This window comes from Amycolatopsis tolypomycina (genome assembly GCF_900105945.1).
Taxonomy (GTDB): Bacteria; Actinomycetota; Actinomycetes; order Mycobacteriales; family Pseudonocardiaceae; genus Amycolatopsis; species Amycolatopsis tolypomycina.
Window position 1 is genome coordinate 6923056 of sequence record NZ_FNSO01000004.1, and the last position, 17771, is coordinate 6940826.

General features: G+C 71.4%; 17 protein-coding genes. 12 read left to right on the forward strand and 5 right to left on the reverse strand.

What is annotated here, in order from left to right:
- Positions 1-132: 132 nt before the first annotated feature.
- The 5 genes from BLW76_RS41420 to BLW76_RS41435 all read left to right on the forward strand — a co-directional run bounded on the left by BLW76_RS41420 (position 133) and on the right by BLW76_RS41435 (position 4402).
- On the forward strand, positions 133-1047 hold the full coding sequence (locus BLW76_RS41420) for a hypothetical protein (protein ID WP_091317614.1): 915 nt from the start codon (positions 133-135) through the stop codon (positions 1045-1047).
- Complete coding sequence (locus BLW76_RS50595; protein WP_279627723.1) at positions 1044-1172, forward strand: hypothetical protein; 129 nt, start codon at positions 1044-1046, stop codon at positions 1170-1172. The genes BLW76_RS41420 and BLW76_RS50595 overlap by 4 nt, the downstream gene beginning before the upstream one ends.
- Before the next feature lie 29 nt (positions 1173-1201).
- Positions 1202-1624, forward strand: a complete 423-nt coding sequence (locus tag BLW76_RS41425) for a hypothetical protein (protein ID WP_208613487.1) — start codon at positions 1202-1204, stop codon at positions 1622-1624.
- Between the two features lie 135 nt (positions 1625-1759).
- Positions 1760-3316, forward strand: coding sequence for a PucR family transcriptional regulator (locus tag BLW76_RS41430; RefSeq protein ID WP_091317616.1), 1557 nt, complete (start codon positions 1760-1762; stop codon positions 3314-3316).
- 165 nt (positions 3317-3481) lie between these two features.
- Positions 3482-4402 (forward strand): zinc metalloprotease, encoded by a 921-nt coding sequence (locus BLW76_RS41435; RefSeq protein ID WP_091317617.1) that lies wholly within the window; start codon positions 3482-3484, stop codon positions 4400-4402.
- A 145-nt stretch (positions 4403-4547) separates the two neighbouring features.
- Here BLW76_RS41435 and BLW76_RS41440 read toward each other — a convergent pair whose 3' ends face one another.
- From BLW76_RS41440 to BLW76_RS41450, 3 genes are all read right to left on the reverse strand, one after another.
- Positions 4548-5198 carry an aminoglycoside phosphotransferase family protein gene (locus BLW76_RS41440; RefSeq protein ID WP_244170564.1) on the reverse strand — a complete coding sequence of 217 codons (651 nt, stop codon included), beginning with the start codon at positions 5196-5198 and terminating at the stop codon, positions 4548-4550.
- Positions 5199-5869: 671 nt separating this feature from the next.
- Positions 5870-6283 carry a phosphate oxidase gene (locus tag BLW76_RS41445; RefSeq protein WP_091317619.1) on the reverse strand — a complete coding sequence of 138 codons (414 nt, stop codon included), beginning with the start codon at positions 6281-6283 and terminating at the stop codon, positions 5870-5872.
- Positions 6280-7215 (reverse strand): zinc-binding dehydrogenase, encoded by a 936-nt coding sequence (locus BLW76_RS41450; RefSeq protein WP_091317620.1) that lies wholly within the window; start codon positions 7213-7215, stop codon positions 6280-6282. Before BLW76_RS41450 ends, BLW76_RS41445 begins: the two co-directional genes overlap by 4 nt.
- A gap of 172 nt (positions 7216-7387) precedes the next feature.
- Here BLW76_RS41450 and ald point away from each other — a divergent pair, with 172 nt between their 5' ends.
- Positions 7388-8503, forward strand: coding sequence for an alanine dehydrogenase (gene ald / locus BLW76_RS41455; protein WP_091317622.1), 1116 nt, complete (start codon positions 7388-7390; stop codon positions 8501-8503).
- 56 nt (positions 8504-8559) lie between these two features.
- Here ald and BLW76_RS41460 read toward each other — a convergent pair whose 3' ends face one another.
- Complete coding sequence (locus BLW76_RS41460; RefSeq protein WP_091317623.1) at positions 8560-9231, reverse strand: response regulator transcription factor; 672 nt, start codon at positions 9229-9231, stop codon at positions 8560-8562.
- A 508-nt stretch (positions 9232-9739) separates the two neighbouring features.
- On the opposite strand from BLW76_RS41460, the gene BLW76_RS41465 reads away from it, so the two are divergent.
- From BLW76_RS41465 to BLW76_RS41490, 6 genes are all read left to right on the forward strand, one after another.
- Positions 9740-10030, forward strand: a complete 291-nt coding sequence (locus tag BLW76_RS41465) for a transposase (protein ID WP_167384425.1) — start codon at positions 9740-9742, stop codon at positions 10028-10030.
- Between the two features lie 8 nt (positions 10031-10038).
- Positions 10039-10911 carry an IS3 family transposase gene (locus tag BLW76_RS41470; protein ID WP_143060522.1) on the forward strand — a complete coding sequence of 291 codons (873 nt, stop codon included), beginning with the start codon at positions 10039-10041 and terminating at the stop codon, positions 10909-10911.
- Positions 10912-10970: 59 nt separating this feature from the next.
- A complete protein-coding gene (locus BLW76_RS41475; protein WP_244170565.1) occupies positions 10971-12005 on the forward strand; it encodes an ABC transporter ATP-binding protein in 1035 nt (344 codons plus the stop codon).
- Entirely contained in the window at positions 12005-12886 is an 882-nt protein-coding gene (locus BLW76_RS41480; protein ID WP_091317626.1) for an ABC transporter permease subunit, read from the forward strand. The genes BLW76_RS41475 and BLW76_RS41480 overlap by 1 nt, the downstream gene beginning before the upstream one ends.
- Positions 12887-12981: 95 nt before the next feature.
- Entirely contained in the window at positions 12982-16728 is a 3747-nt protein-coding gene (locus BLW76_RS41485) for an ABC transporter ATP-binding protein (protein ID WP_091317628.1), read from the forward strand.
- A gap of 161 nt (positions 16729-16889) precedes the next feature.
- Complete coding sequence (locus BLW76_RS41490; RefSeq protein WP_091320510.1) at positions 16890-17360, forward strand: DUF4291 family protein; 471 nt, start codon at positions 16890-16892, stop codon at positions 17358-17360.
- Here the strand turns inward: BLW76_RS41490 and BLW76_RS41495 are convergent.
- Complete coding sequence (locus BLW76_RS41495; RefSeq protein WP_091317629.1) at positions 17357-17629, reverse strand: hypothetical protein; 273 nt, start codon at positions 17627-17629, stop codon at positions 17357-17359. The two genes, BLW76_RS41490 and BLW76_RS41495, sit on opposite strands and share 4 nt — an antisense overlap.
- Positions 17630-17771: the final 142 nt, after the last annotated feature.

A 17771-nucleotide genomic window follows, 5' to 3' on the forward strand; every position in this document is an offset into this window, starting at 1 on the left:
GCAGGAGTTTTCCACCATTGCGATGATTGGGGGAACCACCTGGGAAGCGGCGCCAGAATGAAATAAAGTCGGCGCCTTCCCGGGCCCGGATCGATCGCCGGGTCCGGCATTCGGAGAAATCACAGGAGCGAAGTGCGCGATACCCGAGCCCGGTCCTCGTTCGGCTTCCTCGCCCGCGCGCTGGGCGCGTGCCGGGCCGACCGGACCACCGGCTCGCTGTACCTCGCCGGCCACCCCGGCGGCGTGGTCCACCTGCGCGAAGGTGCCGTGGCGGCGGTCGACAGCCCGGGTGCGCCCGGGGCGGACGCGCTGCTGGTGCGGTCGGGCCGGATCAGCGAGCCGGACTGGTCGGCGGTGCTGCGCGCCGGCGGCGTCCCGCGCGGGATCGGCCGTGCCGCACTGCGGCTGGTCGCCACGATGGCCGTGCAGGACGGCGCCTTCGCCATCGTCGCGGGCACCATCGACGAGTACGCCGTCGACCCCGACCCCCTGGACGTGCCGCTGCCGGTCAGCCCGGGGATCGAGCTCGACCGGCTGCTGGCCGAGACCGCGCGGCGGCTCGACGCGCTCGCGTCACTGCCCACGGCGGTGTCCCCGCACCGGGAACGCCTCGCCGCCGTCACCGGCGCGGAGCCGGCCGCGCTGAGCACCACGCGCCGCGCCATCATCGAGGGCGCGGACGGCAGGCGCAGCGCCCGGGACATCGCGTTCCTGCTGGGCCGCAACGTCTTCCCGGTGACGGTCGAGGTGTCCAGGATGGTCGGCGACGGGCTCCTCACCATCGCCGACGGCGTGCCCGGCACCACCACCGGCTCGCTCGCCCCGCTCCGGCCACGCACCCCGGAGACCGGCGCGGCGGTCGCCGTCACCGATCCGAAGCCACGCCTCCCCCGGCGCGAACCCGGCGCGAGCGGCGCCGGGGACGACCCGCCGCGGCCGTCCGGCTGGCAGGTGCTGCCCCGGCTGCTCAACCGCATCCGGGCCGGCCCGGCCACCGCGCCCCGCGGCGACACCCCGCACCGGAAAGGGACCACCCATGGACCGTGACGCGCCGGCCGGCGAGCGCCGACACGCTCGTGCCCGGCGTGCTCATCGCGGCCGGCACGGAGGACCGCATCGACCACGAAGGCGTCTCCGCGCTCGCCGCCGGGCCGTCGTCCACAGCCTGCTGAACCCCCATCCCCGAAGAAGGAGAACCGCCGTGCTGGGCAAAGGCCAGAACCTGTCGGACCAGATGAGCCTCATGGTGAAGCGGATGCGGCAGGAGGTGCCCGACTGCCTGGCCGCCGGCGTCGTCGACCTGGCCACCGGCATGCTGCTGGCCGTCGAGACCACCGACGCCCACCCGCCGGAGGTGCTGGACCTGCTGGCCGGGGCAACCCTCGACCTCTTCCAGGGCCGCACGGTGGTGATGATCGAGGACATCTTCAAGGAGCGCCGCGGCGTCGCCAGCGGCGAGCACTACTTCCAGGAGATCCTGGTCAACAGCGCCAACCTGACCCACCTGTTCATCCGCAACAACCAGAACACCGACGTGGTCGCGGTCGTGGTCTGCCCGAAGTCGGTGAACATCGGCATGCTCTTCGCCGGTGCCCGCCGCGTGGTCAAGGGCCTGGAGCTCTGACCCCCTGAACGCCTGCCGGGGTGGCGCATCCGCCCGCCGCCGCCCCGGCAGGCCCGGCGGCGAAGCTTCGTCCGGAAAGGACAGTCCGGCCGACCCTGCCGAGCCGTCCGGCGGTTTCTCGGCGAGAATGCTTTCGTGGTTTCGGTGCGCAGCGTGGTCGACCGGGTGGGTCCGACGCTGCTGCACGCGCTCCAGGTGCCCGACGACTCGCCCGCGGTCGCCGACGTCGTCATCGCCGAACCCGGCGGTGCGCTCACCCTGTCCGCCGGCGACCTCGTGCTCGGCGTCGCCACGACCGGCCCCGGCGACGCCGCCGAGCTGGTGAAGCAGAGTGCCGCCCAGGGCGCGGCCGCCGTCCTGCTCAAACCGCCGCTGGCCGCGAAGCCGGCGGTGAAGCGGGCCGCGAAGGCCAGCGGGATCGCGCTGATCCAGGTGCACGCGGCGACGTCGTGGGCCCAGCTCGTCTGGCTGCTGCGGACCGTCCTCGACGCCCTCGCCGACGAGTCGGAGGACCTCGATCCGGGGTCCGGCGACCTGTTCCGGCTGGCCGACGCCGTCGCGAGCGTCGTGGACGCGCCGGTGACCATCGAGGACACCAACTCGCGCGTGCTCGCCTACTCCGCGCGCCAGGACCTGACCGACCCCGCCCGCGTCGCCACGATCATGGGCCGCCGCATCCCCGACGACGTCCTCGCGCGGTTCCGGTCGCGCGGGGTGTTCCGCGAGCTGTCCCGCGGCCGGCAGACGATCTTCGTCCCGGCCCAGCGCGACGGCACGCTGCCGCGGCTGATCGTGCCGATCCGGATGGGCGGCGAGCTGCTCGGGTCGATGTGGGCGGTGGTCGCCGGGCCGGTGTCCGACGAGCGCGCGGCCGCGTTCGCCGACGCCGCCCCGGTCGTCGCGCTGCACCTGCTGCGGCGCCGCGCGCACACCGACGCCCAGCGCCGCGCGTCGGCCGAGCTGCTGCGCGCGGTGCTCGAAGGCAACGCGAACCCGCGCAAGGCGATGGCGGAGCTGGACCTGTCCGACGAGCCGCACCGCGTGGTCGTCATCGAGGTCACCGGCGGCGACGGGCGGGACGCCGAGGGCCTGCGGCTGGCCCTGCTCGAACGGATCTCCCAGGGCATCGGCAGCCGTCCGGTGGCGACCGAGCTCGGCGGGCTGCTCTACGCGGTGGTGCCGGACCGGCCGGGGCCGGGCGGCTGGGCCGAGCTGCGGCAGGCGCTCGAAGCGCAACCGGCGTCCCGGCGTGGCGGCGCCCCGCGCGCGGCGGCGGGCTCCCCCGGCGGGCTCGGCGACCTCTCGGCGTCCCGCGCCCAGGCCGACGAGGCGCTGGGCCTGCTGCGCGCCGAAATCCTGCACGACCGCGTGATCGCGTTCGACGAAGCCTGGACGGCGCTGACGCTGCACCGCGGCGCGACGGCGGCGGCCGCGGCCCGCGTCGCCGACCTCGGTCCCCTGAGCACCCTGCGCGCGCACGACGAGTCGGGCAAGGCCGGCTACGTCCAGACGCTGTACGAGTGGCTGCGGCACCCCGGCGACCCGCGGGCGGCGGCGCGGGAGCTGCGGATCCACCCGAACACCCTGCGGTACCGGATGCGGAAGCTCCTCGAGCTGGTGCCGCTGGACCTCGACGACCCCGACGTCCGGCTGGCGCTGCTGACCCAGCTCGTGGCCGTGCGCTGGAGCTGATTGGGCCGTTCGGCCCAACCTTCGACGTATGCGCTACTCCGCATGGATCGCGCCGATCGTTCGGATTGTCTTTTCCAGCCGAAAGATGGTGGATTCCGAAGATCGCGTGCCGCATTTTCTCTTCACCACCCCGGGTAGCCGGGTCGTTGCAAGAGGAGTTCGCCCATGAGCAGTTCGAAGCGCTTCGGCAAGGCGGTCAAGCTGGGTGCGGTGTCCGCGCTCTCCCTGGTCGCCTTGACCATCCCGGCCGCGGGAGCCGGGAGCGCCGTCGCGGCGCCGAGCGGCGACTGCTTCACCCCCGCGCACGCCGCGGACCGCAGCAAGGACGGCCACGCCGACACGGTGTCCCCGGCGGAGGCGGCCCGCATCGAGGCGGACATGCAGAGCAAGCTCGCCGCCAAGCGCACGGCACGCGTCTCCCAGGTCGCGGCCGCCACCTCGATCCCGGTGTACTTCCACGTGATCACGAGCGGTTCGGCGGGCAACGTGCCGGCGGCGACGATCACCAAGCAGATCTCGGTCCTGAACAGCGCGTACGCCTCGAGCGGCTTCAGCTTCTCGCTGGTCAGCACGGACTACACGAACAACTCGACCTGGTACAACGGCATCACCGACGGCACCACGGCCGAGCGCAACATGAAGAACGCGCTCCGCAAGGGCGGCGCGAACGCGCTGAACATCTACACGGCCAAGCTCGGCGACGACCTCCTCGGCTGGGCGACGTTCCCGTCGAACTACAAGTCGCAGCCGAAGCTGGACGGCGTGGTCCTGCTGGACACGTCCCTCCCGGGCGGTTCGGCGACGAACTACAACGAGGGCGACACGGCAACCCACGAGGTCGGCCACTGGATGGGCCTCTACCACACGTTCCAGGGCGGCTGCTCGGGTTCGGGCGACTACGTGTCGGACACCCCGGCCGAGGCCACGGCGACGTCGGGCTGCCCGGCGAACAAGGACACCTGCTCGACGTCGGGCGTGGACCCGGTGCACAACTTCATGGACTACAGCTACGACAGCTGCATGTACGAGTTCACCAAGGGCCAGAGCACCCGGATGCAGAACGCCTGGTCGGCGTACCGCGCCTGAGCCTCCGCGTCCCGTGAAGGCCTTCTCTTCGGAGGAGGCCTTCACGGCTTTCCGGGGCTCGGTGACCGAGCCGGTGACCGGCTGTCCACAGCCCCCACCGGTTGTGGATGACCCCGGCCGTGACCCCCTCGAATCGCCGGAACCGTCAGCACCAGCCGATAGACTGAGCGGGGCTCGTCCCCCAGGGATGGGTGGGGCGCGATGTCAGGCCCTCGAAGGCGAAAGCGGCAAACAACTCCAGGCGGTGCCGCCGATCGGGAGGACGGGGGTAACGCAGCGCCCGGAGGCACTCCGCGTCGTCCCGGAAGGGAGCGACGTACTCCAACGCGTAGGCGACGTCGTGGAGCCGGGTGCCAGGACGGGCGAAGTCCCAATCGAGGATCCCCACCGGCTGTTCGCCCTGCCAGACGACGTTCCACGGACCGAAGTCGCCGTGGCAAACCACCTCGCCACCGCCGCGCTCGCCGGTGTACCACGCGAGCTCGCCGGACGGCCGGAAATCGGCCACCGCGTCGTGGTAGTCCCGCAGCAACCGGGCAAACCTCGTCAGGCCGGCATCGTCGGCCACCTTGGCCCAGCCCTGCGGTCCGGACTCGCCCTCGAGATAGGTGAGGACCTCGCAGCCGTCGTCGTCGACGCCCAGCACGCGAGGCGCGGCCGGGAAGCCCACGGCCTCCAGGTGCCGAAGCAGAGCGTGAACCGCGGGCGACCACGGGTAGGTGGGCCGGCGGACGGTGTCGCCGACGCGCACCACCCGCCGACGCGGCTGGTCCTGCAGGACGTCATCACCGGTCACGCCAGCGGACCCTACCGGCGGTGGCCGTCGTGCCTCGCGGCATTTTTGCGGCGGCGGAACATCCGCGCCCTCCTCCACCCCCTCGCCGGCCCGCTGCGGCGGCGATTTTCCGCTTCCCGTGCGGCTTTCCCCCAGCCGGGCCGCCCCCGATTGTGGATGAGCGTCGGCCGCGAGCGGGGGGCCTGCTTTGGCCTGGTGGAAGCATGTGCCGGCAACAGAAAAGCGGCCGGCAGGTCGGCATCGACTACCGGACCGCGAAACGCCGGCAGACCAAGGCCGCGGCGGCGATTTTCCGCTCCCCGTCCGGCTTTCCCCCAGCAAGACGGCCAGTCCCCGGGCCGACGGGCATATCTGTCCACAGCCCCCGCCGATTGTGGATGGCCCGGGCAATGACCCCCTCGAATCGCCGGAACTGTGGGCACCGGCCGATAGGCTGAGCGGGGCTCGTCCCCCAGGGATGGGTGGGGCGCGATGGGTGGGGCGCGATGGGTGGGGCGCGATGGGTGGGGCGCGATGGGTGGGGCGCGATGGGTGGGGCGCGATGTCAGGGCCGCCGGATGGCTGCGCACCGGCCGGACCCCGCGCCGGCCCCCCGCGCGGCCGAAGTCAACGGCCGGCCCGCAAACCATTGACTGGGCCCGAGAAGACCCGCCGAGCGGTGGGGCGCGATGTCAGGGCCGGCCGCCACGCACCTCGTAACCGAGGTCCTTCTCCACCAGCCGCGAAGGCCGCAGGTACACCCAGACCGCGCTCACATCCCCGTACAGGTACTCCCGAAACCGCGGATCCCACCGCTCCTCGTCATCCCCCAGGTACCGCACCAGCTTCCGCCGCCCCCGCGCCACGTCGAACGGCCGCACCTCCGCCGCGCCGCGAGCCAGGACCTGCCGCACCACTCCGGTCTCGAGCTCGCAGACGTCCACCGACAGCGCCACCCGCGCCGGGAGCAGCGACGGCAACCGGGACCACGGCCCGCTGAGGATCCAGAACGCGCCGTCCTCCCACAGGTACCAGACCGGCCGGATCGTCGGACCGTCCGTGGCCAGCCGTGCCGTCAGGGGGCGGGCGAGGAAGGCGTCGATCATGTGACCAGCAACGTCTTCCCGACGGTCGCCCGCGACTCGATCGCCGCGTGGGCGTCCGCCGCCTTCTCCAGTGGGAAGCGCTGGCCGATCACCGGTACCAGGTCGCCCGCCGCTGCCGCGGTCAGCGCCGACTCCGTGAACGCCCGCAGCTCGTCCGGCGTCCCGATCGACTGCACCAGCGAAACTCCCCGCGCCGCGGCGGCCTCCGGCGACACCTCCGCCCACGAGCCGCCCGCCAAGCCGTACGCCGCCATCCGGCCGCCCTCGCGCAGCAGCCCGAACGCCGCCGTGCCGATCGCGCCACCGACCCCGTCGAACACGACGTCCAGCGGGCCCACCGAAGACGTCCAGTCCGGCCGCAGGTAGTCGACCACCGCGTCCGCCCCGCGCACGCGAGCCACCTTCGCCGGCCCGCCCGCCGCGCCGATCACCGTCGCCCCCGCCGCCTTCGCCAGCTGGACCAGGAGGCTGCCGACGCCGCCCGCCGCCGCCTCGACCAGGACTCGATCACCCGGGCGGACCCCGGCCGCGTGCACCAGGCCGGTCGCCGTCCGGCCGTCCGCGAGCAGCGCCACCGCCGCGTCGAGGGCGAGCGCGGGCGGCACCTCGAACACCGCCGCTGCGTCCACCGCGACGCGCTCGGCGTACCCGCCGGACCCGCCCGTCGACGTGACCACCCGCTGCCCCGCCAGCCCCGGGTCCACCCCCGGGCCGACCGCGCTGATCACGCCGCCGACGCCGTTGCCCGGGATCACCGGCGGCGCAGCCTTGAACGGCCCCGGCGCCCCCGCCCGGAACTGCGTCTCGACGAACGTGATGTTCGCGAACGCCACCTCCACCAGCACCTGTCCCGGCCCGGGCACCGGATCCGGCGCCTCCCCCGGGACCAGGACTTCCGGACCACCGAACTCTCTCAACCACACCGCTCGCATGCCGCAACCGTGCAACTTCAAGTGAGGTCGAGGTCAAGCATCTTGTTCGCACAGCACCACGAATACCGCCCGCAATTGTCGTTTCAGGACGATGACACCGCCGTCCGGGTGGTTCACCGTGAGTGGCAACACCGCACCGATTCCGGACGCAGACCGACCCAGGAGGCCGACCGTGCGTATCGCCGTTCCCCGTGAGATCAAGAAGCACGAATACCGGGTGGCGCTGACCCCGGCGGGGGTGCACGAGCTGGCCGGCCGCGGGCACGACGTCTTCGTCGAGGCCGGCGCCGGGGCGGGCTCGTCCATCACCGACGAGGAGTACGTCGCCGCCGGCGCGAAGGTCCTCGCCACCGCCGACGAGACCTGGGCCGAGGGCGAGCTCGTCCTCAAGGTCAAGGAGCCCATCGCCGAGGAGTACGGCCGGCTCCGGCGCGACCAGGTCCTCTTCACCTACCTGCACATCGCCGCCGACCGCCCGCTGACCGACGCGCTGCTGGCCGCGGGCACGACCGCGATCGCCTACGAGACGGTGCAGACCGCGAACGGCGCGCTGCCGCTGCTGGCCCCGATGTCCGAGGTCGCGGGCCGGCTGGCCCCGCAGGTCGGCGCGTTCTCGCTGATGAAGCCGAGCGGCGGGCGCGGTGTCCTGCCCGGCGGCATCCCCGGCGTCCACCCGGCGCGCGTCGTCGTCATCGGCGGCGGCGTCGCGGGCCTCAACGCCGCCCGGGTCGCGCTCGGCCTCGGCTCGGACGTCGAGATCCTCGACACGAACGTCGACCGCCTCCGCCAGATCGACAACGACTTCGGCGGCCGCATCCGCACGGTGACGTCGAACCGGCTGTCGGTCGAGGAGTCCGTGCTGCAGGCGGACCTGGTCATCGGCGCGGTGCTGGTCCCCGGCGCGAAGGCGCCGAAGCTGGTCTCGAACGAACTGGTCGCCCGCATGAAGCCGGGCAGCGTGCTCGTCGACATCGCGATCGACCAGGGCGGCTGCTTCGCCGACTCGCGCCCGACCACGCACGACGACCCGACGTACACGGTGCACGAGTCGGTCTTCTACTGCGTCGCGAACATGCCGGGCGCGGTGCCCCGCACCTCGACGTACGGCCTCACGAACGTCACGCTGCCGTACGCGGTCCAGCTGGCCGAGCACGGCTGGAAGCCCGCTCTCCAGGCCGACGCGGCACTGGCCAAGGGCCTCAACACGCACGACGGAGCCCTGACGAACGCCCCGGTGGCGCTGGCCCACGACCTGCCCCACACGCCCCTGGACACGGTCCTGGCCTGACCCTTCTCCACGAGCGGGTTCCTGTCGCACCGCGGCAGGAGCCCGCTCTTCTTCGTTCAGGCGCTCGTCACGTGGTAACCGGCCCCCCGCACCGTCCGGATGGTCTCGGCCCCGAACGGCACGTCGATCTTCCGCCGCAGCGCACTGACGTGCACTTCCACCAGGTTGGCGGTCGCCGAAGCAGCGAAGTCCCAGAGGTTGTCGACCAGCTCCGCTTTGGTGACAACCTGCCCCGGCCGTTGCATGAGGTAGGCGAGCAGGGCGAACTCCTTACCGGTGAGGGCAATGTCAACCACGCCCCGCCGACACGTCCGCCCAGCCTGGTCAAGCTCAAGATCCCCCACCCGAAGCACCCCGGCCCGAGTGGCACCCCCACGCCGGATGAGCGCGCGCAGCCGCGAAAGAAGAACCCCATACGAGAACGGCTTGGCCAGAAAGTCGTCAGCCCCGGTGTCAAGAGCCTCGATCTCGTCGTCTTCCCCATCCTTGGCGGTAAGCATGAGGATAGGAGTCCGGTTCCCCAGTTCCCGAAGCCGCCGACAAACACGAAAACCATTCAGCCCAGGCAGCATCACATCAAGCACAAGGGCGGCATAGGGATGCTCACCGGCGAACCAGAGGGCATCCCGCCCGTTGTGAGCAACATCAACGGCGTACCCCTCAGCCTCAAGCCCAGCCCGCAGGGCATCAGCAAGCCGCCGTTCATCCTCAACGAGCAAGATCCGCACCCACCAAACGATGCCACAGCAAGGCCCGGCCCCCGGGGCTCCGGCAGGGCTGGAACCACAGCGTGCGGCACCGTGGGGGTCCGGGGGGCTCGGCCCCCCGGGAGAGAGGACGAAGTCGACATGAGCGGCGAAGCCGCGATGCAGAGACGAAGGGGCGACCCGCTCAACCAGCCTGGGGGTCACTGGGAGCGGGCCGCCGAGTCCTAGCTTAGAGGGGTTCGGCGGACTTTGCGCCACCGGGTCGGCAAGTCGCACGAATTCTTTACCAAGTTGATCTGGCCGAAGATCACGAATCCTCTGGTCAGGGGCGTCGGGCCCGCCATCGGGCGGTAGCGGAAAGTGACGAAGGTCGCTCTCGGGTGTTCCGTGGGCGCGGTCGTCGCCGGTAGGGCAGGATGACGCCGCATCAGCGGGGAACGTTAGGGGACGGTATGCACGACGTGAGCTTCCCCCGGTTGTCCGGACACCTGACCTGAGATGACCGATGGTCACCAGGGAGGATGTTCCGATGCCTGCACCACACCCGCCTGAGTTCCGTCAGCGCGCCGTCGAGCTGGCCCGCCTCGGCGACAAACCGGTCGCCGCGCTGGCCAAGGACCTGGGGATCAGCGAGTCCTGCCTGCGCAACTGGATGGCCCAGGCCGACGCCGACGAGAACGGCTCAACCACAAAGCTGACCAGTGCGGAGAAGAAGGAGCTTGCCGAGCTGCGCCGGAAGAACCGGCAGCTTGAGATGGAGAATGAGATCCTGAAACGCGCGGCGGCGTACTTCGCGCGGGAGAACATCCTCCCAAAGTAACCTTCCCGCTGGTCTGTGAACTCGCCGCGGACGGTATCGACGTCACGGTGGCCTGCCGGGTATTGAACGTGTCCCGCTCCGGATACTACGAATGGCGCGACCGGCCGCCCTCGACCCGAGAGGCGGAGAACACGGTACTGCTGAAACACATCGAACAGATCCACGCCGATTCCCGCGGCACCTACGGCTCACCGCGCGTGCACGCCGAACTCATGCTCGGTCTGGGGATGCCGGTCAACCTCAAACGGGTCGAGCGGCTCATGCGCGAGGCCGGGATCCAGGGCCTCTACCGGCGCCGCCGGCACCACACCACAGTCCGTGACCCGGCCGGGCAACCCAGCGCCGACCTGGTCAACCGCCAGTTCACCGTCGACGCCCCGGACCGGTTGTGGATCACCGACATCACCGAACACCCCACCGAGGAGGGCCGGGTCTACTGCGCCGCGGTCATGGACGCCTATTCCCGGCTCATCATCGGCTGGTCCATCGCCGGCCATATGCGCACCGAACTGGTCACCGACGCCCTCGGTATGGCCATCCTGCGCCGCCAGCCGGAAAACGACACCACCATTCTACATTCCGACCACGGCTCGCAATATACCTCGTGGGCATTCGGGCAACGTCTCCGCAATGCCGGACTGCTCGCGTCCATGGGCACAGTCGGCGACTGTTACGACAATGCCATGATGGAATCGTTCTGGGGCACTCTTCAGCTTGAACTTCTCGACTCGAGAACGTGGAAAAACCGAGACGAACTTGCCAATGCGATATTCGAATGGATAGAGTGCTGGTACAACCCGAAGCGGAGACATTCCAAGATCGGGATGCACAGCCCCGCCACGTTTGAGGCCCTCAACCAGCCACCACACGCGGCACCCTGACCCCACACCCGCCGTGTCCGGCGAACGGGGGGAAGCTCAACGGCAGTGGCCGGATTGTGGTGCAGAACCTGAGCAAGCGGTTCGGCGCAGTGAACGCCGTGCAGAACCTGAGCTTCACGGTCGAACCGGGTTCGGTGACGGGTTTCCTGGGGCCGAACGGTGCCGGGAAGACGACGACTTTGCGCATGTTGCTCGGGTTGGTGGCGCCGACGTCGGGGTCGGCGACGATCAACGGGCGGCCGCACTCGCAGCTGGGGAATCCGGCGCGGGTGGTGGGCTCGGTTCTGGAGAACGAGGGTTTCCATCCGGGCCGGACGGCCCGCAACCACCTTCGGGTGTACGCGGCGGCCATCGGGGTGCCGGATCGGCGGGCGGACGAGGTGCTCGGCCTGGTGGGCCTGGGGAGTGCCGCGGATCGGAAGGCGGGCGGGTTCTCGCTCGGCATGCGGCAGCGGCTGGCGCTGGCGACGGCGTTGCTGGGTGATCCGCAGGTGCTGGTGCTGGACGAGCCGACGAACGGTCTCGACCCGGAGGGCATCCTGTGGCTGCGGAATTTCCTGCGTTCGTACGCGCGGGAGCAGCGGCGGACGGTGCTGGTGTCGAGTCACCTGCTCAACGAGGTCGAGCAGCTGATCGACCAGGTGGTGATCATCAGCCAGGGTGTGACGCGCTACTACGGCCCGCTGGAGCAGCTGCGCAAGAGCCAGCAGTCGCGGGTGCTGGTGCAGCCTGCGGATCCGTCGGCGCTGGTGAAGGCGTTGCAGGACAACGGCATCGTCGGGGTTTCGCCGACGCCGGACGGACGGGTCGCGGTCGCCGGGTCGAGTGTGCAGCAGATCGGTGACATCGCCGCGAAGGCCGGGATCGCCGTCTACGGGATGCAGGAGGAGCACGCCGATCTGGAGCGGATGTTCTTCCAGCTGACGCAGGGTCAGTACACGGGCGCGCCGGGTCAGCCGCCGCCGGGGTATCCGCCGCAGCCGCAGTTCCAGGGCCCGCCGCCGGGGTATCCGCCGCAGCAGCAGCACTACCAGCAGGGCCCGCCGTCGGGTCCGCAGCAGCAACAGCAGTACTGGGGAGGACCGCAGCAGTGATGGGCAACCTGATCAAGGCGGAGTTCCGCAAGACGCTCTCGCTGAACACGTGGTGGGTGCTGCTGATCCCGCTGGCGCTGGTCGCGTTCTGGCTGACGTTCGTGTGGGGCAAGATCACGAACGACTTCGCGGACTACATCGGCGGGTCCGACGCTCGCGAGATCGCGGGCGCGGTCGGCCTGGACGCGAGCAAGCTGCCGGTCGGGCTGCTGGCGTTCGCGCACGGCGTGAACATCGCGCAGCTGATCCCCGGCCTGTTCGGCGTCTTCGCGCTGGCCGGCGAGTACCGGAGCAAGACGATCACGACGACGTTCCTGACGGCGCCGAACCGGGTCACCGCGCTGACCGCGAAGATGCTCACCTACGTCGGGTGGGGCGCGATCTACGGCCTGGTGAGCGCCGGTGTCTCGGCGATCGCGGTGATGGCCTCGGTCGATTCCGGGCGGTGGCCCAGCGCGGGCCAGTGGCTGGCTGCGCTCGGCGGGACGATCCTGGCCTCGGTGCTGGTGACGTTGTTCGGCATCGGGTTCGGCGCGGTGCTGCGCAACGTGCCGCTGGCCGTGGTGCTGTTCATCGTGTGGTTCCTGATCATCGAGAACGTCCTGGTCATCGCCCTCTGGGGCCCGGCCGACATCCTGGGCGGGATCCTGCCGAACGGCACCGCGAACGGGATCGTCGGCGGGATCGCGGCGGACGCGTTCGGGATCAACTCGCTCAACCTGCCGGGCGGCGTCGACCACTGGTCGGCACTGGGCCTGCAGCTCGCGGCGGGTGCGCCGGGCGTGATCTCGTGGTGGGCGTCGGCGCTGATCTTCTTCGCGTGGACGATGGTCTTCTTCGGCCTCGGCTGGGCGGGCAACCAGAAGCGCGACATCACGTAGTTTTCCTTGTCCCGAAGGCCACCTCGAGCTGCTCGAGGTGGCCTTCGGTGCGTTCGGGGAAATATTTTGTCGGTGGTGGCGCTTACTGTCACAACGTGACCACCGCACCGCCTCGCTCCCGTCAAGAGCTCCCACCCGCCGAGACGGCCGGCTGGATCCGCCGGCTGTCCGCCGCGGCGTGGGAGCACCGCGTGCTCGTCGTGCTGTCGCTGCTCGCGGCCGCGATCGGCGTCGGCGTGCAGGCCGCGAGCCCGCTGCTGGTGCGCACGGCGGTCGACGACGCGGTGGCCGGGCACACCGGCGGGCTGCCGGGGATCGCCGCCTTCCTGGCCGGGCTGCAGCTGGTCGCCTTCGGCACCGCGTTCGCGCGCCGCTACCTCGGCGGCAAGCTCGCCCTCGACGTCCAGCACGACCTGCGTCAGCGCGTCTTCAACGCCGTTTCGCGGCTGGACGGCGGCAAGCAGGACGCCCTGCGCACCGGCCAGGTCGCCTCGCGCGCGATCTCCGACCTGCAGCTGGTCACCAGCATCCTGATGCAGGTCCCGTTGTCGTTCGGCTCGGTGGTCTTCGCGCTGCTGTCGTTCGTCGCGATGCTGTGGCTGTCGCCGGTGCTGACGCTGATCGCGCTGGTCGTCACGCCGGCGGTCGGCATCATCGTGGCGCGCAGCCGCAAGCGCCTGTTCCCGGCGACGTGGTCGGCGCAGCAGCGCGCGGCGGACGTCGCGCAGCAGGTCGAAGAGACCGTCACCGGCGTCCGGGTGGTCAAGGGCTTCGGCCAGGAGTCCCGGGAAGTCTCGAAGCTGGAGGCGACCGCGCGCAAGCTGTTCGGGGAGCGGCTTCGCGCGGCGAAGCTGTCGGCGGTCCCCACGGCGACCACGGCGGCGCTGCCCGCCGCCGGCCAGGTCGCCGTGCTGGGCATCGGCGGTGTCCTCGCGCTCAACGGGTCCATCACGCTCGGCACGTTCCTGGCCTTCGCCACCTACCTGGCGACGCTGATCGGCCCGGCCCGGATGCTGTCCGGGCTGGTCGTGCAGGCCCAGCTGACCCGCGCCGGCGCCGAGCGGGTCTACGAGCTGATCGACGCGCAGCCCGAGGTCGCCGACGCGCCGGACGCGCGGCCGCTGCCGGACGGCCCGCTGGGCGTGGAGCTCGACGGCGTCCGGTTCGGCTACACGCGCAGCGAGCCGGTGCTGGCCGGCCTTTCGGTCACCGCGAACCCGGGCGAGACCCTCGCACTGGTCGGCACCGCGGGCTCGGGGAAGTCCACGATCTCCCTGCTGCTGCCGCGGTTCTACGACGTGCACGAGGGTGCGGTGCGGGTCGGCGGCCTCGACGTCCGTGACGTGCCGCTGCGGCAGCTGCGGCAGGCGATCGGCGTGGTGTTCGAGGAGGCGTTCCTGTTCTCCTCCTCGATCCGCGACAACATCGCCTACGGCCGGCCGGACGCGACCGAGGAGGAGATCGTCGCGGCGGCTCGCGCGGCCGAAGCCGACAGCTTCATCCGGGCGCTGCCGGACGGCTACGAAACGCTGGTCGGCGAGCGCGGGCTCACGCTCTCCGGCGGCCAGCGGCAACGGCTCGGGCTGGCCAGGGCCCTGATCACCGACCCGCGGATCCTGATCCTGGACGACGCGACATCGGCCATCGACACCGTCACCGAGGCGGCGATCCACGACACGCTGCGCTCGGTCACGGCGAGCCGCACCACCCTGCTGATCGCGCACCGGCGGTCCACCCTCGCCCTGGCCGACCGGATCGCGGTCCTGGACGAGGGCCGCGTCGTCGACGTCGGCACCGAAGCCGAGCTGATGGCGCGCTGCCCGCTGTTCCGCGAACTGGTCGCGGGTCCGGGCGACGACGTCGAAGAGAAGCACCGCTGCGAAGGCCTCGACTGCGGCCAGGACGGCGTCACGCCGGCGCTGTGGCCGCGGAACGAGAGTCACGACGAGGTCGACGCACTGGCCGAGGCGGCGCGGATGCGCAGCGGCGACCCGAACAACAGCGGGTGGGTCGGCGGGGGCGGCGGGCTCGACGTGCCGCCGACCCCGGAGCTGATCGAGGGCGTGCGCAAGCTCCCGGCCGCCGTCGACGAGCCGCGGCTGCCGGGCGTCGACGTCACCGCGGCCGACCCTAAGTTCCGGCTGGCCGGGCTGCTGCGGCCGGTGCGCTGGCCACTGGCCGCGGTGATCGCGCTGGTGGCGGCGGACGCGCTGGCGTCGATCGCGCTGCCGGGGCTGTACCAGTTCGGCGTCGACCACGGCGTGCGCACCGGCGTCGAGTGGATGATCTGGCTGGCCGCCGGGATCGGGGCCGCGGTGATCGCCGCCGACTGGCTGGTGGTGTTCGCGCAGACGCGGCTGACGTCACGGGTCGGCGAAACCGTCCTGTACGCGCTGCGCGTCCGCAGCTACGCGCACCTGCAGCGGCTCGGGCTCGACTACTACGAGCGGGAGCTGTCCGGGAAGATCATGACCCGGATGACAACGGACGTCGACGCGCTCTCGACGTTCCTGCAGACCGGGCTGGCCACCGCGGTGGTCAGCGCGCTGACGCTGGTCGGGATCACCGGCGCGCTGCTGGTCACCGACGCCGGGCTGGCGCTGTACGCGCTCGCGATGGTGCCGGTGCTGGCGGTGGCCACGGTGATCTTCCGGCGGGCGTCGTCGAAGGCGTACCACGAGGCCCGCGAGCGGGTCAGCGTCGTGAACGCGGACATGCAGGAGAACGTCAGCGGGCTGCGGGTCGCGCAGGCGTACACGCGCGAAGACCGCTCCGCGGAGGCGTTCGCTTCGCGCAGCGACGACTACCGGCGCTCGCGGCTGCGGGCCCAGCGGTACGTGGCCACGTACTTCCCGCTGGTGGCGCTGCTGTCGGACCTGGCGACCACGACGGTGCTGGTGGCGGGCGCGAACCGCGTCTCGGCGGGCACGCTGTCGGCCGGTGTGCTGCTCGCCTTCCTGCTGTACCTGCAGCAGTTCTTCTCGCCGATCCAGCAGCTGTCGGCGGTGTTCGACGGCTACCAGCAGGCGCGCGTCGGCCTGGACCGGATCGGCGACCTGCTGCGCACGCCGACGTCGGTCCCGGCGGCCGAGAACGCGGTCGCGGTGCCGCCCCGGCTGCGCGGCGAGGTCTCGTTCAAGGAGGTCGGGTTCTCCTACGCGGGCGCCGAGACGCCGGCGCTGGCGGAGTTCTCGCTGGACGTCGCGGCCGGCGAGACGATCGCGCTGGTCGGGGCGACGGGCGCGGGCAAGTCGACGGCGGTGAAGCTGGTCGCGCGCTACTACGACGTCACCGGCGGCGAGGTCCGGATCGACGGCACGGACGTCCGCGAGTACGAGCTGGCCGGGCTCCGGCGCCGGATGGGCGTGGTCCCGCAGGAGGCGCACCTGTTCTCGGGCACGGTGGCCGACAACGTCCGCTACGGCCGCCCGTCGGCCACGGACGCGGAGGTCGAGGCGGCGGTCCGCGCGGTGGGCGCGCTCGACGGCGTGGCGGCCCTGCCGTCGGGCTTCCTGCAGCCGGTGGGCGAGCGCGGCCGGTCGCTGTCGGCGGGCCAGCGCCAGCTGGTGGCCCTGGCCAGGGCCGAGCTGGTCGACCCGGACGTGTTGTTGCTGGACGAGGCCACCGCGGCCCTAGACCCCTCGACGGAGGCGGCGGTCCTGCGCGCGACGGAGACGGTCGCCCGCCGCCGCACCACGTTCGTGGTCGCCCACCGCCTGGCCACGGCGGCCCGCGCGGACCGCATCGTGGTCCTGGACCACGGCCGCATAGTGGAAACCGGAACCCACGCCGAGCTCCTGTCCGCAGGCGGCCACTACGCCCGCCTCTGGTCCCTCGGCTGACCCCGTAACCCGTGTGATTGAAGCCGTAACTGGCGTGATCGGGGCCGTAACTCGCGAGTTCCGGCTTCAATCACGCGAGTTCCGGCTCCAATCACGCGTGTTGCCTCCTTGCGCACGAAAGTCCGTGGCCCGGCGAGGCCGGCGCTGGGAGCATGGCGGGCATGTTCGAAGAGAAGCGGGTCCCCGACCGGCAGATCCGGGCCGTGCAGACCGAGACGACCGTCCGGGTCTACCTGGCCTGCTCGCCCGCCGCCGCCGATGCCGCGCTCGAGAAGCAGGCCTTCGAGCTGGGCGAGACACTGCAGCTCACGCCGTCGTTCCGGCTCGCGGCCCACGACAGCGACAACGGGCGCAAGCCGGGGCACGAGCGCGTCCTGGCCGTCGACCTCACCCGCGAAGGCTTCGAGCGAGCCCTCCAGGAGCACATCGAGTGGGTCCCGGAGCGAGATCTCGACCACACGCCGCTGAACTTCCAGGCGATCCGGATCGGCAGCGAGCTCCGCGACGAGTGGATCACCGGCATCACCGACGTCACACCGGTGATGCGCGACATCGCCGGGCTGCTGGCCACCGACCAGCTCCACCTGGCGGTCAAGCTCGTCCCCCACGAACCGCCGTACGAGCTCGGCTAAGGCAGGGCCCGCCACTTCAGGGACCCCAGGCCCGCGGCCTCGACGTCCGGACGCGCTGCCCAGCGGACCGTCCCCGGCCGGACGTGGATTCCGGCCCCGACCAGCCAATCCGGCTCGTCGGGCTCCACCCAGGCCATCTCCTCGACGTCGGCAGGTGACAGCCAGACGGCCGAGCACGAGTCGCACCGGAGCACGACCGTGCCGGACTCGGTGACCAGCGGCCGCACCAGGCCCTGGTCCCAGAACGACGGACATTCGACCAGCCACATGGGCCCAGTGGAACCCGCCGGGGTGAACGTCCACCAGACAAGGAGCGAACCCCGGAAAACGAGCCCGGGAACCCTGTACCGGGTCCACTGCTTAAGGTTCCCTTAGCACATCTTGATCGAGTCAGTGACCGATACCCTAGTG